This window comes from Dehalococcoidales bacterium (genome assembly GCA_028717385.1).
Classification (GTDB): Bacteria; Chloroflexota; Dehalococcoidia; order Dehalococcoidales; family CSSed11-197; genus CSSed11-197.
This window is the reverse complement of sequence record JAQUNW010000007.1, coordinates 1-13,636: the sequence shown is the minus strand read 5'-3', so window position 1 is coordinate 13,636 and position 13,636 is coordinate 1. Positions and strand designations below refer to the sequence as shown.

Genomic DNA, 13,636 nt, shown 5'->3' with positions numbered 1-13,636 from the left:
CCTGCCCACCCTACTTAATAAGTTTGTTAGCTTATCATATAACTTTTCAGGCAATCAAACACAATTATTATCTGGTTTCTATATGCAAGCCATGTTTTTGAGGCGTTATTGCATTAATGGTAAACTTGTTGGTATGAAAATACTTGTAACCAATGATGACGGGATTTTCGCTGATACCCTCTGGATTCTGGCAGATACTCTAAACACTAAACACAGCGTCAGTGTGGCAGCTCCAGACAGAGAGCAAAGTGCTACGGGCACCATGGTTACCCTCAGGCTGCCACTCAGGGTCAGGCAGCATAACTGTTTTACCCAGGGGATTGATGTCTATTCTATTGAAGGGTCTCCTTCGGATTCGGTTATCCTTGCCATAGGCAAGCTGGTGCAAGATGTAGATGTAGTTGTTTCGGGCATCAATCTGGGGCTTAATCTTGGGGATGACGTACTGATATCCGGCACAGTTGGAGCTGCCATGCAGGGTTATCTGCGAGGATTACCCGCCATTGCAATCTCGGTATCGCCAGAATCCAAACGCGAAACCTGGCATAATGCCGCCCGCCTGGCATTGATGGTAGCTGACGCCATAAAAGCAGGCTCGCTTGGTGTAAACGGCTTTTTTAATATTAATTTCCCAGATATTCCTGTTTCTTCAATTAAGGGCATTAGAGTTACCCGCCTGGCGCATAAAACTCACATTGACACTGTTGAACAAGGATATGATGGACGCCGGGAATATTATTGGCTGGTACGCCAGCAACTCAGCCAGGATGTATCATCCGAAACCGATATCTGGGCAGTTGAAAATGGGTACATTTCAATAACACCGCTGCATGCTGAGTTGTTTCACCGTTCTAATGGCGAACTGAGTGATTCGCTTTGTGCAGGCATTTTTAATAAATTTAAACAGCCTTAAGGTATGCCCATGTTTGACACTTGTTCTTCAAGCGCCTACAATTAACTCCCCAGTGCCAGCGACCCCGAAAGAGGCGTTGAGCCATAGGGTGTTTGTCTTACACGGATAAAATAACCGCTTGGATCCGGTGCGACCGAGACGGAGGATTGGCTGAACTGCCTTCTCTATTGGCCTTGCCGGAGAAGGTTTTTTTATGACAATCGAGAAAAATGGGTTGGAAATTGGTTTTATCGGAGCAGGAAAAGTTGCGCGAGCGCTGGGATGCGCATTATGTAAACGCGGATACTCAGTAAGCGCCGTTTCTAGCCGCAGTTACGAAAGTGCCTTAACCATGGCCAGCCTAATACCTGGCTGTAAAGCGTATCATACGCCAGATGAAACTGCTCGAGTCTCTAGCCTGGTCTTTATCACCACCCCAGACTCCTCCATAGCGACTGTTAGCGCAAGCGTTAACTGGCAAACCGGACAAATGGTAGTGCACACTAGTGGTGCCGATTCCCGATCGGTATTGAAGACCGCCAATAACATGGGAGCTTTAACTGGAGTATTTCACCCGTTGGCAACTATTGTTTCTAACGCTAACGCACCAGATCCGTTTATGAATATAACTATAACCATAGAAGCTGAGCCTCCACTGCGAGAAACACTGGAGGGGCTAGCACACGATTTGGAAGCTGATACCCTGCTCCTGCAAGAAGAGAACCGTGCACTTTACCACGCTTCCGCAGTGTTTGTATCCAATTATGTAATGGCTTTAGCAGATATTGCTGCCAAACTGTGGCAAGAAATGGGGTTTGATAGAACTCGTTCAGAAAAAGCCCTTATGCCGCTACTCAAAGGCGCCGTTAATAACCTCCAAACTGTTGGACTTCCTGGCTGCCTCACCGGCCCTGTCAGTCGCGGAGATACAGGGACGATTAAAAAGCATCTCACCTCTCTTGAAAAGCTGGAGCCACCTCTTGCTTTAACGTACCGCATGCTCGGCTCGTACACTGTTGATATTGCCAAAAGAAAAGGCAGCATATCTCCCGAACAAGCCAAGGAAATGACCTCTATTCTTAACAACAAGGAGAGTTCGTATGATTAGAACTATGTTAAAAAGTAAAATCCACCGTGCTCGCGTTACCGGAGTCAACCTGGATTACGAAGGTAGCATCACAATTGATAAAGCGTTGATGCGAGGTGCCAATATACGTGAATACGAACAGGTAGAGGTTTTAAATATCAACAACGCTGCTCGTTTTACCACCTATTGCATAGCCGGAGAGGAAGCTAGCGGAGTAATCGAACTAAATGGAGCAGCGTCAAGGCTTGCCTCTAAGGGAGATGTTGTAATAATCGTCAGTTATTGCCAGATAGCTGAGCATGAATTGGCTGGATTTAAACCTGCCATAGTTTGTGTGGACCAAAATAACCACCCTAAAAATGCCGCCACAACCGGTTCGGATATTCCGATTTTAGAGGAGGGTATGTATGCGCATCAGCGTTAACCAAATCAGGGAGAAAAAAACTAAAAGCGAACCGCTGGTAATGCTTACCTGCTACGATTATTCCACTGCCCGCATTCTGGATGACGCCGGCATTGAACTCCTGCTAGTAGGTGATTCGCTTGGCACAGTAATGCTCGGCTATGAATCCACCATACCGGTTACCATGGATGATATAGTCCATCATACCAAGGCTGTCGTGAGAGGCAGTAAAAAAGCAATGGTAGTTGCAGACATGCCGTTTTTGTCCTACCAGGTCAACCGTGAGGAAGCACTGTATAACGCCGGCCGGTTTATCCAGGAAGGAGGAGCAGGCGCAGTAAAAATGGAAGGCGGTGAAAACATTGCTTCCATTATAAAGAGCATAACCAGTGCAGGTATACCAGTGATGGCGCACCTTGGCCTCACGCCGCAATATATTCACGCTCTGGGTGGATATCGTATCCAGGGTAAGAGCGTTGATTCAGCGGTTAGATTGTACCAGGATGCTCTGGCAGTAGAACAAGCTGGAGCATTTGCACTGGTACTTGAAACTGTGCCAACGCTGGTTGCTGCTCATATATCAAAAGCTATAAAAATCCCCACCATAGGCATTGGAGCCGGGGCAGGTTGCGATGGGCAGGTACAGGTTGTACACGACATATTGGGTAGTTTTTTGGACTTTAAACCCAAACATGCAAGGCGTTATGCCAACCTCGCTAAAACGATAACTGAAGCGGTTACAACTTACCGAGATGATGTTATCTCTCATAATTTCCCTGGGGATGAAGAAAGTTTTACTATTGATAGCGAAGTTTACGAAGAGTTTAAAAGAAGAATAAGTTGATTACTGTACGCACAATTGAAGAGTATAAGAAGCTGCTTGGCGAGCTTGAACGGCCAATTGGTCTTGTGCCAACCATGGGCAGCCTGCATGAAGGACACCTCTCCCTGGTGAAAGCTGCTAAGGCAAGCAACCATATAGTTGTAGTCAGTGTATTCGTTAATCCCACCCAGTTTAGCCCTGACGAAGATTATGAACGTTATCCCAGAGATATCGAAAGGGATTCTGCCCTGCTTGAAAAAGAAGGTGTCGATATACTGTTTGCGCCTAATGCAGCTGAGATGTATGCACCAGGCTATGATACCTGGGTAGAAGTGGGCACAATTACCGAACGTCTTGAAGGTGCTGCAAGACCTGGCCATTTCAGGGGAGTAGCTACAATTGTTTTAAAACTGTTTAATATTATTGCTCCTCAAACAGCCTATTTCGGCCAGAAGGATGCCCAGCAGGCACTTGTAATTAAAAAAATGGTACGGGATCTGAACCTGGATATTAATATTGTAACAATTCCTATTGTCAGATCATTCGATGGGCTTGCGTTAAGCAGCCGTAATAAATACCTCTCGCCGGAGCAAAAAACGGCAGCGTTGGCAATAAGCGCCTCTTTAAAGCTTGCAGAAAAGCTCCATGCAGATGGCGTACGAGATGCCGGCATCATTAAAGAACGGATGAAAAAATTGTTAAACGACGCCAGCTTAACAATTGATTACATCAGTATTGCTGCACCGGATACCCTAAAAGAACTCGAAACCATTAGTCAGGGTGCACTGGTATCACTTGCAGCTTACATAGGTTCCACGCGTTTGATTGACAATACTCTGCTAAGTTGTACGCTTTAGCAAGTACTGGTTTTCTTTTGACCCGCGTTAGCCTTGACGCCTTCGCGCTTAAAAGGCTACAATTACTACTTGTGCCGAGGTAGCTCAGCAGGTAGAGCAGCGGACTGAAAATCCGCGTGTCCCCAGTTCGATCCTGGGCCTCGGCACCAATCCTGCTGCCTCTTAACGAACAAGCCGAAGTGGCGGAACAGGCAGACGCGACAGTCTCAAAAACTGTTGAGAGGCAACTCTCGTGTCGGTTCGATCCCGACCTTCGGCACCACCAACAGAGGGTACCACGTTGCCGAGTTGTGTAAGGGTAGCACAGTGGACTTTGAATCCTCTAGTCCTGGTTCGAATCCAGGCTCGGCAGTATCCCAACTTCCATCATCTCCGGTAAGGGACTGCATACACGAAATTCTAAACCTTACAATTATTCCTCAGTGATTCCAATCGTTGAGTAAAGCTTCCGCACATGTTCGATATACAAAACGTGACCCCTAAAAGAGCTTCCGGCAAGTCATTTGACTTACTAAAGCTAAAAGTTGGATAATATGGGCTGGTTCGCTCGCCAGGGCGGATCTTTAAGAAACCTCGGTCCCCGATAGCTCAATGGTAGAGCGGGCGGCTGTTAACCGCTAGGTTGTAGGTTCGAATCCTACTCGGGGAGCCAAGTTTGTCAATACACAGAACTTCCTCTTCAGTGGTTAATCCGTTAAGCAGAATGGGCATTGTATAACTTCTCATCACACTAGATGCACCTACCCTAATTTTGTTTATAAACGAATTAAGGGTAGATTTTTGCTAAATGAAAGTTTGGATAGTGAGTGATGCGCCAATGCGTCATAAAAGCCCTCTATTTAGAGCGCGGTTTCTCCGTTATAGGGTGCTTAATTATTTATTAAGCTAGTAGGGTTGCTTACACACCAGATCAAGCCTATTACTTATAACAGGCAATTTTTTGCTGCCTGGCTGGACATTTGATGAGTTTTTCGCTATTTTTTTGCTGCCTGAACGCTTATCCACACCTCCGGGGTGTTGCACAACAACATAATAGCCTCTAAAACACCACCTGCGACCGCCCGCCATTTATCCCTTATGACATAGCAGACAGAGCAATCATTTACCGGGTCTATCTCGATAAGCTTAGCACCTGAAGGAATTCTAACGCCGTTCCTGAGCAAGCCGCGAATCATCCCATCAACGGGGGCTTTTATATCTAAAGTTTCAAGCTGACCAATGACTTGCCCGTTTTTTACATATTCTCCTATCTGGTGGCAGGTGCTGAATACACCTTCCTGCTCAGCCCAAATTACCCGACCGGAGGAAAGGCCGCCAATGATGACTGGTTGTTTTGTATCCTTTTTGGTTTTTCCATTAAGAATTACTCTCCCGAGGTCGTTATCATGAAGTGTCTCCACCACAGCATCACAGTTTTCTCCAGCGTGATAGCCAGGACCTAGTCCTATCACCAGCGGGACATCGGTTATGCGGGTATCGGTTATTTCTTTAATCGACCTGGCATCTACCAAAATGTCAGGATGGAGTAAATGCCTGGCTTCACATTCGGGATCTACGAGAATTGGTATATTATTACGAGACCACACTTCTTCAATAGCAGCGGTCGAAGAGAGTGTCAATTCCGCGGTCGTACCTTCGACTGATTTGGTACCGTCGAAGATGGCTTCAGAGAATGTAGTACCTCGACTAACCGCGATTGGTGCAGCAACCTCAGTCAGACACACTTTAAAATGACTGCGATGTAACCTGTGTGCTACGGCGCTGGCCATTTCTCCACCGCCCCTGATAAGAACAATTATTTCAGGCAGACTTCGCATTATTCCCCCTTTTTTATACCTCTATTGCTAAAAGGGAAGGGTCCCGCCACTTTCCCAGATTGTTACCATCGCTTACCTGGCAGGACCCTTCAAAGTGGCATCTCAGCCTTTTTGTTATCTGCAGGCTAGTATAGCCCTCTTCACCATAGTACGGGCAATTTGTACCAGGTATTTATTGCCTGTCAAAGGTACGGCAGCTGTAACTGCAGCATCCCCGGCTGCCTGAGCAGAAACCTCATCTATAGCTTTGCCTGTTAATGAGGTTTCTGCTTCAGTGGCCTGGTATGGCGCTCCAGCAACAGCGTTAAGAACAATACGTGCTGAGCTGACAACGCCACCTGATGTAGTGACTACAGCAGCGCAATTCACGATGGGAAAGTCAATAGATTTTCGTATGGCAAATTTTACGAAGGCACTTTTTGATCCCGCAATCAAAGCTGGTATCTGGATTTCGGTTGCTACTTCATCGCCTTCGAGCGCGTGAGTATTACCACCGTTGGGCACAAAGAAGTCTTTGGCTTCGAAGGTGCGCTTGTTTGTCTTAATCTTGGCCCCCAAAGCAACCAGTGCAGGTGCTGTATCTGAGGGATTAACTGCAACGCAGCCATCAACAGCCCCAAATATTGAATGGTAGCGGTGATCACCGGTAAGAGCATAACAGGCACCACCAGTGGTTTTTCTCAAACAGTCGAAATAGTTGCCTGACGATCGAAAGTACCAGCACCTTACCTGCTGACAGATATTACCCCCAATCGTTCCCATATTACGAATGCCGGTTGACCCTACTGCTCTGGCTGCTTGAGCCAGTGCAGAATACTTAGACTGCACCGTAGGATTTTGAGCCAAATCATTCAGCGTTGTCATTACGCCTATTTTAAGAGTACCGCCTTCTTCCCTAATATACGCCATATCAGGTATGGTCTTGATATTCACAAGAGCTTCAGGATAGGCCGGAAGAACTGCATCTTTCAACAGACCTAAAAGGTCTGTTCCCCCTGAGATGAGTTTAGCTTTATCACCATAATGCCCAAGAGATGAAACGGCCTCTTCGATAGTTTTAGCTTCAACATGAGTAAATGTCTTCATCTTATCCTCCTATGCCTTGCCCAGTGCGGCGAGAATTTTATCAGGGGTGATAGGCAGTTCAAACATTGTACCAGTAGCGTTGTAGATTGCCATGACAATAGCTGGCGTTACAGGTACTGGAACCGCTTCAGCGAATGATCGTGCGCCATGCGGGGCAGTTTCTTCTGGAGTTTCCGTAAATATGACCTTAAAATCCGGTAAATCGTTAAAACAGCGTGACTTTATATCAAGATAGTTGGGATTGAGTACCCGGCCCGTCGTCTTATCAAGCGTGTAAGCTTCTCGCGTTCCGTCCATCACCAGGCTCCATATCGGCTGCTGATAAGCATCATTCGGTGACATTATCTGCCCAATATCCGAGCCGTAAACGATATTTTTCACTTCAAATCCACCAGTCTCGGAGTCTACCTCTACCTCGACAAGGCAACAGTACATCATTGGCATTTTACCCGCTGCAAGGGATGAACCACTGCCAATTATTGACATATTTTTGGGGATAAGAACATTCCATGATATCCGCTTGTCGGGATTGTTGATTACTTTAACTGCTCTATCTTCAAGGTACAGGTCTTCAACAGATACTCCAAGTTGGGGTGCCGCCAATTCAAAGAGCTGGCGCCTAACCTCCTCGGCAGCATATTTTACCGCTCTTCCGATAGAATAAGTTCCACAGGCAACTGGCCATGCATAAAACGCCTGGGAGTCTGTGTCACCAGATGGGCCTTTTATCGCATCCAGGGGAATTTTCAGCACTTCAGCGGCGTGACGCCTCGGGGTTTGCCGTTGACCATTCCCAAAATCATCCTCAGACGGGGTAACATAGACATTACCGTTGCTACTCAGGGTGACCGTCGCAAAGTGCGAAGTCGAACTGCCGTTGCCGCAACCGCCCCAACCTATGCCTACCGCCGTAATTTTGCCATTGCTAATTGAAGTTGGTTTCTTCCATCCCTTCCACTTCGCTTTCCAGCCAAATTCCTCAGCAGCAAGCGTCGCTGCGGCGGTTACGGGGTCACAGGCACACTCATGATACCCGTCATGATAAAAACGAGTGCCCTTTTTAAGGGTGTTCTTCATAAAGAAATCAAAAGGGTCCATGTCGATGGCTTCAATAGCTTGTGCCAGCGCTGGCTGAAATGTCCATTCAGCTTCCATGTATATCCAACCCCGGCACCCGCCACCAGGCGGGACATTGGTAAAGGCAGTGTTCAGTTTCTCGAACTTAAGGTTTGGTATGTTCGCCACATAATTGATTTGGGATGCGCAATAATTTGCTGCGGCTGTGAAGTTGTACGCTGTGCCGTCGCCCGTAGCCGAACCTTCTACTGCCATCAGCGTACCATCCTGTTTCACACCTATCTTATATTGTGCCCCCATGCGTTCCTTGTGGTATTGATGGAACATTTCTTCTTTATTCAAAAAAACGCCAACTGGTCTGCCGGTAAGTTTGGCAAGAGTAACGGCAAACTCCAAATCCTTGAGTCCATTTTCTTTTACATTCATGGAGCCGCCAACAAAACGTGGTGACATCACCCGCATGTTCGTTACATCAATCCCGGTAAAATCAGCTATTTTACCCAGAGTAGATGGACTGTTTTGGGTGGGTCTCAGGGCAAATACTTTTTCACCTTCAAACCATGCTATGGTGCCGGAATCTTCGAGAAGGTTCACTACAGGGAGTTCGGCAATAAGATTGGAAGAAGTCTCAACGATAACAACGTCAGGCTGAGCAAAAGCCTCCTCCACATCACCATACTCGTACGCGCTTTCTGGGATAGAATTGTCAGGATATTCTTCGTGAATTATTGGTGCTCCGGGTTTTAAAGCATCAGCGGTAGTGAATACAGCGGGCAACTTTTCATATTCGACGTTGATAAGTTCCACTGCGTGATCGGCAATAGCCTTGGTTTCAGCAGCGACAACCGCTACCGGGTCACCTACAAAACGCACCTTGTCACTCAAGATGCGCAGGTGTTGATTTTTTCCATAACCCTTAGGCCATTCTGCCGGAATGTTTTTGTAAGTCAGCACCGCTGCCACACCGGGAAATGCTTCCGCCTCAGAAGCATCGATACTCTTGATATTCGCATGGGCGTGCGGGCTACGGAGGATGCACGTATGCAGCATATTGGGAATTTTGATATCCCGGTGGTACATCGCCGCCCCAGTGACGATGGGACGAGCATCGGGTCGAGGAAGAGATTTTCCCACTACATTATATTTAGTAGTCATAATTAATTACCTCCCACCATCTGAACGGATTCAATGAAAGAGTAGAAAGCGCCACATCTGCAAATATGGCCACCCAACGCCTCTTTTATCTCCTCCTGTGTCGGATGCGGATTCTCATCTAGCAAGGCTTTAGCTTCCATGATTAGTCCCGGAGTGCAAAAGCCGCATTGATAGCCGGTGTGGTCGTAGACAGCCTGCTGAAGGGGATGGAGCTTGCCTTTTTCTTCAAGCCCCTCAATGGTTGTGACGGAAGCCCCATTGGCCTCGATGGCCAACATCATGCAAGATAGTACAGGCTTGCCATTTACATGTACCACGCATGCCCCACAGGTACCACGGTCGCATCCAACTTTTGTACCTGTAAGGTTCATTTTATCTCTTAGCATTTCAGCCAGAGTCTCTTCGGGAGTTACCAGGACCTTAGATTTATATCCATTTACAGTTATCTCGATATAATTGGCTTCGGAAACTTTCTCAACAAGCAGAGTATCCGGAGGAGATGTAACTGTCACAGGAGGAGATGTAACTGTCACAGTTTTGGTCGGCGTCTCTGCTTGGGCATTAGTGCAAGCTGTAATGGACATCGTGCCCAGAGTAATTCCACTAACAGCGATGCTTGCGTCTTTCAGAAACTTCCTTCGTGAAAGTCTACCAATATCCAACTCTTCTTTGTTATCAGCCATTGAAATAAACTCCTTATCATTAATGTTTAATTATTTCGATTTGCGAGAATTAAAATATCTGGATCTTCCTCCTTTCAGTTGCCGCATCAACTTGTATCAAAATGCTGTTTAAGTTGATTGACTAAGAGTATTCTTTCCTATATAATGCGAAAAGGAAAACGGCAGTAACTGTCTTAGTCGGCGGGTATTTGTTCGTTATTCCGTCGGAACAGCCCCTGCAAGGGCTGTTCCCTTTTTATTTCTCCTGTTTATATTTTTACATTCAGCGTTATCTCGATTTTTCTTATTCTTTCCAGGGGATTAACTCTAATTCTATGCAGAAGGTATAACACATCTAGTTATGAATTGTCAATAATTCTTATGGTATTGATAAGTAAATATTATAATAGATCCCGCGTGAGTGGTATCAATTAAGAGGTGTGGATATAAATTCACGCTTTATTAATAAGCTGGGGATTCTTAACGAAACTACCATGGAGGAAAGAGCTATAGCAGTTGCTATCGTGGCAGAATTTTAAAAATGCGGGTGCCACTAGTTAGTAAACCATGTTTCATTTTTCAGTCCAAATGTTCAACTAATGCTTGAAGTGCACGAATATTCGTCCGAAGTTTTTATCGTCCTTTTCCAGGCGATGATATAGTTTTTTAATCTCCGGCTGGGCAAGAAATCTCAATACCCGTTTTTTCAGCTGCCCTGATCCTTTACCCGGTATTATCTCCACCGGAGTGATGCGTTTTTCTAAAGCCTCTTGTATAACACGGTTCAGTTCGCTATCGATAGCGGCGCCTTTGTTATATATATCATGCAAATCTAGTGTTATTTTTGCCATGTATTGTCACATCCAATACGATTAACTCTATAACGCCTTCTTTCTATAAACTCCTCGGCTATTTTCCGTGCTTTTCTGGTAATCTTTGTACGAAAACACGGCAATAGTAAAAGTAAGCCAAGTAAATCTCCTATTATTCCCGGGGATATTAACAGCACACCAGACAAATACAATAATAAAGTATGCAGAACGCCTTCTTCCAAAGGGGTGGATCTGGTTAGGATTCCTTTAAGCCTGAGGACTGCTGATACCCTCATAGGTGCCAGAATCACCGCTCCTAACAAAGCGGTGCCAATTATGATGGCTGCCCCGACAACCACGCCGCAAAACCGGATGATCAATGCCAAAATAACAACCTCGGCAATCAGCAGAGAACCAATAACAAGTATTATTTTTAACAACATATGAAAAGTATAACACTCCCCAAATTTGAAGTGCCATTACAGCTGAAAATACACCGCTGTTTTATTCAGTAATAGTGCTATGGCTGATTTCTGTTACTGCTTTTTTGATTGAACCAATAATTTCAAGTTCAACTGTGCGAATGGCAAGATGAATAGCACTCTTGATGGCCTTGGATTTGCTGCGCCCGTGAGCTACTACCACATTGCCTTCCAGCCCAAGCAAACAGGCGCCGCCAAATTCCTTGTAATCAGCCCGCTTAGTTAGAAACACGACCTTCGCATAGTTAACCAGCGCTGAGCCTTGCAATTCACGTGGGACTTTATGGGTCTGCTGCCATCCAATACTTTTACCGAAGTTTTCTCCGAAACCCTCAAGGGTCTTCAGTACTATATTGCCAGTAAAACCATCTGTCACCACTACATCTGCACGGTTAGCCAAAAGTTCCTGAGGTTCAATATTGCCACTGAAATTAATATCCGGAGTCGTCTTGAGTAATTGATGGCTCTCTTTTGCCAAACGGTTTCCTTTCCCCTCTTCGGTACCGTTGTTAAGCAGAGCAACCCTGGGTTTTTCTATCCCCAAATGCTCGACGGCAAATATAGAGCCCATGACAGCAAACTGGGCAAGATATGCCGGTATGCAATCAGCATTAGCGCCAGCATCTATCAATAAAAAAGGATGCTCTGGATTAACCGCAATCACCGTAGCCAATGTAGGTCTCTGTATATTTGGCAGCCTGCCAAGCATCATATAGCTTGCAGCCAGGACTGCTCCGGTGGAACCGGCAGAAACAAATGCAGAAGCTTTTCCTTCTTTAACCATATGCATTCCTACCACGATTGAAGAATGCGGCTTTGTTTTTAATGCCTGTACCGGCTGTTCGTTACAAGTTATTATCTGTGGAGCATCTATTACAAGGAGGTTGGTTTTTTTCTCGTACTTTTGTACCAGCCTGCTAAGAATATTTTTATTACCAAGCAAAGCTATGGGTACGTTATATTCATTAGCAGCCGAAGCGGCTCCTTTTACAATTTCATGCGGGGCATAATCACCTCCACTGGCGTCGACAGCGATTATCATCAGGGCAGGCTCCATTTATATTAGTATTTGACAACTTTTTTTAGGATCCTTATACTAGCACCGCTTAACAAGGATTTGCAAAGGCTGGATCTAATCCCGAGCCTCTTATATATTTAACAAACTTCTATACAGCTTTTTGGCACTCCTTGATTTATGTAATCTATTATTAAGGACGGTGCAATGGACATTCACGCAGAACTCAAAAAGGCTATCTGCAAGGTAAACCCCGGAATCGATGAAGCTAAAATTACCCCTGATTCCACTTTTATTGGTGACCTCGAAATGGATTCTCTCAGTATGGTTGAACTCAGCCTGGCCATGGAAGACAGTTTCGGTATAACCCTGCCGGACGAGGAACTGGCCAAACTGACCAAAGTCGGCGAAGTTGCCGAACTCATACAATCTAAAATGAGCACTTAGCATGACTAACAGAGTTGTTGTAACCGGATACGGGGCAGTCAGCCCTCTTGGTATCACCGCCGACCAAACCTGGCACAACCTCATTTCCTCCGTCAACGGGATTGATACTATTCAATGCTTTGATACCTCTACTTTCCCGGTAAAAGTTGCCGGAGAAGTTAAAAACTTTGATCCAGTAAATTATATGGATCCTAAAACCGCCAGATACACCGATCGCTTTGCACAGTTCGCTATCACTGCTTCCAGACAGGCAATAGAACAAGCCGGCCTGGTGATAGATGATGAAAACCGTTACGAAATAGGCATTCTTATTGGTACCGGCATCGGCGGTACCCACTCCATGGAAGAACAGGTTTCAGTGTTAAATTCTCGCGGACCAATGCGGGTCAGCCCCTTTATCGTACCAATGATGATTGCCGATAATGCTACCGGCCGGGTATCAATTGAAACAGGAATACGCGGTTTTAACCTGAGCCTGGTATCTGCCTGTTCAACCGGTACCGACGCACTCGGAATCGCTTATAAAATGGTAAAGCATGGAGAACTCAAGGCAGCCCTAGCCGGCGGTACTGATGCCGCTATAACCCCCCTTGGGGTGGCCGGCTTTGCCCAGGCGGGAGCTCTTACCCGCAACCCTGACCCTGCAACTGCTTCACGTCCATTTGATTCTCAGCGGGATGGTTTTGTAATTGGTGAAGGTTCGGGAGTACTTGTGTTGGAAAGTCTTGAATATGCACTGGAGCGAGGTGCTCCAATTCTTGCCGAGATTGTTGGTTATGGAGCCACTTCAGATGCCTTTCATATCACCCAACCCCTTGCTTCTGGAGAATCAGCAGTGCGCGCAATACAAATCGCCTTGAAAGACGTTGGATTTGAAGGTATTGGCAATAGATGAAGCAACCGCGAAACAGATGTTGAAGGATAACCCTGAACTCAATTTGGACGCGAACAGCCTTCTCTCTATGGTTCGTCTTATCCTGTACCAATCTTACGAAATTCAGATTCGTGACCGAAAAGCAGT

At 46.0% G+C, this 13,636-nt stretch carries 14 protein-coding genes and 4 tRNA genes; 11 read left to right on the top strand and 7 right to left on the bottom strand.

Features of this window, described 5'->3' with window-relative positions; genetic code table 11:
- The first annotated feature begins 133 nt into the window (after window positions 1-133).
- From surE to PHX29_03000, 9 genes are all read left to right on the top strand, one after another.
- Complete coding sequence (gene surE, locus PHX29_03040; protein ID MDD5604871.1) at window positions 134-913, top strand: 5'/3'-nucleotidase SurE; 780 nt, start codon at window positions 134-136, stop codon at window positions 911-913.
- 193 nt (window positions 914-1,106) lie between these two features.
- Window positions 1,107-2,000, top strand: a complete 894-nt coding sequence (locus tag PHX29_03035; GenBank protein MDD5604870.1) for a DUF2520 domain-containing protein — start codon at window positions 1,107-1,109, stop codon at window positions 1,998-2,000.
- Window positions 1,993-2,403: an aspartate 1-decarboxylase gene (locus PHX29_03030; GenBank protein MDD5604869.1), complete on the top strand. Its 411-nt coding sequence runs from the start codon at window positions 1,993-1,995 to the stop codon at window positions 2,401-2,403. Before PHX29_03035 ends, PHX29_03030 begins: the two co-directional genes overlap by 8 nt.
- The gene (gene panB, locus PHX29_03025; protein ID MDD5604868.1) at window positions 2,387-3,226 is read left to right on the top strand and encodes a 3-methyl-2-oxobutanoate hydroxymethyltransferase; all 840 of its coding nucleotides are present in this window, start codon (window positions 2,387-2,389) and stop codon (window positions 3,224-3,226) included. The genes PHX29_03030 and panB overlap by 17 nt, the downstream gene beginning before the upstream one ends.
- Window positions 3,223-4,062, top strand: a complete 840-nt coding sequence (gene panC / locus PHX29_03020) for a pantoate--beta-alanine ligase (protein ID MDD5604867.1) — start codon at window positions 3,223-3,225, stop codon at window positions 4,060-4,062. Before panB ends, panC begins: the two co-directional genes overlap by 4 nt.
- A gap of 73 nt (window positions 4,063-4,135) precedes the next feature.
- Window positions 4,136-4,211 (top strand) — tRNA-Phe (locus PHX29_03015).
- Between the two features lie 24 nt (window positions 4,212-4,235).
- A tRNA-Leu gene (locus PHX29_03010) sits at window positions 4,236-4,324 on the top strand.
- Window positions 4,325-4,343: 19 nt separating this feature from the next.
- A tRNA-Gln gene (locus tag PHX29_03005) sits at window positions 4,344-4,414 on the top strand.
- Window positions 4,415-4,639: 225 nt separating this feature from the next.
- Window positions 4,640-4,714, top strand: a tRNA-Asn gene (locus PHX29_03000).
- A 322-nt stretch (window positions 4,715-5,036) separates the two neighbouring features.
- Here the strand turns inward: PHX29_03000 and yqeB are convergent.
- From yqeB to plsX, 7 genes are all read right to left on the bottom strand, one after another.
- Window positions 5,037-5,879 (bottom strand): selenium-dependent molybdenum cofactor biosynthesis protein YqeB, encoded by an 843-nt coding sequence (gene yqeB, locus PHX29_02995; protein ID MDD5604866.1) that lies wholly within the window; start codon window positions 5,877-5,879, stop codon window positions 5,037-5,039.
- A gap of 114 nt (window positions 5,880-5,993) precedes the next feature.
- A complete protein-coding gene (locus PHX29_02990; GenBank protein ID MDD5604865.1) occupies window positions 5,994-6,965 on the bottom strand; it encodes an FAD binding domain-containing protein in 972 nt (323 codons plus the stop codon).
- A 9-nt stretch (window positions 6,966-6,974) separates the two neighbouring features.
- Entirely contained in the window at window positions 6,975-9,197 is a 2,223-nt protein-coding gene (locus PHX29_02985) for a molybdopterin-dependent oxidoreductase (protein ID MDD5604864.1), read from the bottom strand.
- Between the two features lie 2 nt (window positions 9,198-9,199).
- Window positions 9,200-9,880, bottom strand: coding sequence for a (2Fe-2S)-binding protein (locus PHX29_02980; GenBank protein ID MDD5604863.1), 681 nt, complete (start codon window positions 9,878-9,880; stop codon window positions 9,200-9,202).
- Window positions 9,881-10,455: 575 nt separating this feature from the next.
- Window positions 10,456-10,710 carry a Smr/MutS family protein gene (locus PHX29_02975; GenBank protein ID MDD5604862.1) on the bottom strand — a complete coding sequence of 85 codons (255 nt, stop codon included), beginning with the start codon at window positions 10,708-10,710 and terminating at the stop codon, window positions 10,456-10,458.
- Window positions 10,698-11,114, bottom strand: coding sequence for an FxsA family protein (locus tag PHX29_02970; GenBank protein MDD5604861.1), 417 nt, complete (start codon window positions 11,112-11,114; stop codon window positions 10,698-10,700). Before PHX29_02970 ends, PHX29_02975 begins: the two co-directional genes overlap by 13 nt.
- A 61-nt stretch (window positions 11,115-11,175) precedes the next feature.
- Window positions 11,176-12,195 carry a phosphate acyltransferase PlsX gene (plsX, locus tag PHX29_02965; GenBank protein MDD5604860.1) on the bottom strand — a complete coding sequence of 340 codons (1,020 nt, stop codon included), beginning with the start codon at window positions 12,193-12,195 and terminating at the stop codon, window positions 11,176-11,178.
- Between the two features lie 180 nt (window positions 12,196-12,375).
- Here plsX and PHX29_02960 point away from each other — a divergent pair, with 180 nt between their 5' ends.
- Together PHX29_02960 and PHX29_02955 are read left to right on the top strand one after the other, a co-directional pair.
- Entirely contained in the window at window positions 12,376-12,615 is a 240-nt protein-coding gene (locus tag PHX29_02960; GenBank protein ID MDD5604859.1) for an acyl carrier protein, read from the top strand.
- A 1-nt stretch (window position 12,616) separates the two neighbouring features.
- Complete coding sequence (locus tag PHX29_02955) at window positions 12,617-13,510, top strand: beta-ketoacyl synthase N-terminal-like domain-containing protein (protein ID MDD5604858.1); 894 nt, start codon at window positions 12,617-12,619, stop codon at window positions 13,508-13,510.
- Window positions 13,511-13,636 lie beyond the last annotated feature (126 nt).

Excerpts from the sequence above, each read along its gene's own strand:
- PHX29_03035 (MDD5604870.1), top strand. The coding sequence starts at position 1,107 with ATGACAATCGAGAAAAATGGGTTGGAAATTGGTTTTATCGGAGCAGGA.
- PHX29_02960 (MDD5604859.1), top strand. The coding sequence starts at position 12,376 with ATGGACATTCACGCAGAACTCAAAAAGGCTATCTGCAAGGTAAACCCC.
- PHX29_02990 (MDD5604865.1), bottom strand. The coding sequence starts at position 6,965 with ATGAAGACATTTACTCATGTTGAAGCTAAAACTATCGAAGAGGCCGTT.
- surE (MDD5604871.1), top strand. The coding sequence starts at position 134 with ATGAAAATACTTGTAACCAATGATGACGGGATTTTCGCTGATACCCTC.
- yqeB (MDD5604866.1), bottom strand. The coding sequence starts at position 5,879 with ATGCGAAGTCTGCCTGAAATAATTGTTCTTATCAGGGGCGGTGGAGAA.
- panB (MDD5604868.1), top strand. The coding sequence starts at position 2,387 with ATGCGCATCAGCGTTAACCAAATCAGGGAGAAAAAAACTAAAAGCGAA.
- plsX (MDD5604860.1), bottom strand. The coding sequence starts at position 12,195 with ATGATAATCGCTGTCGACGCCAGTGGAGGTGATTATGCCCCGCATGAA.
- PHX29_02970 (MDD5604861.1), bottom strand. The coding sequence starts at position 11,114 with ATGTTGTTAAAAATAATACTTGTTATTGGTTCTCTGCTGATTGCCGAG.
- PHX29_02975 (MDD5604862.1), bottom strand. The coding sequence starts at position 10,710 with ATGGCAAAAATAACACTAGATTTGCATGATATATATAACAAAGGCGCC.
- PHX29_02980 (MDD5604863.1), bottom strand. The coding sequence starts at position 9,880 with ATGGCTGATAACAAAGAAGAGTTGGATATTGGTAGACTTTCACGAAGG.
- PHX29_03030 (MDD5604869.1), top strand. The coding sequence starts at position 1,993 with ATGATTAGAACTATGTTAAAAAGTAAAATCCACCGTGCTCGCGTTACC.
- PHX29_02985 (MDD5604864.1), bottom strand. The coding sequence starts at position 9,197 with ATGACTACTAAATATAATGTAGTGGGAAAATCTCTTCCTCGACCCGAT.
- PHX29_02955 (MDD5604858.1), top strand. The coding sequence starts at position 12,617 with ATGACTAACAGAGTTGTTGTAACCGGATACGGGGCAGTCAGCCCTCTT.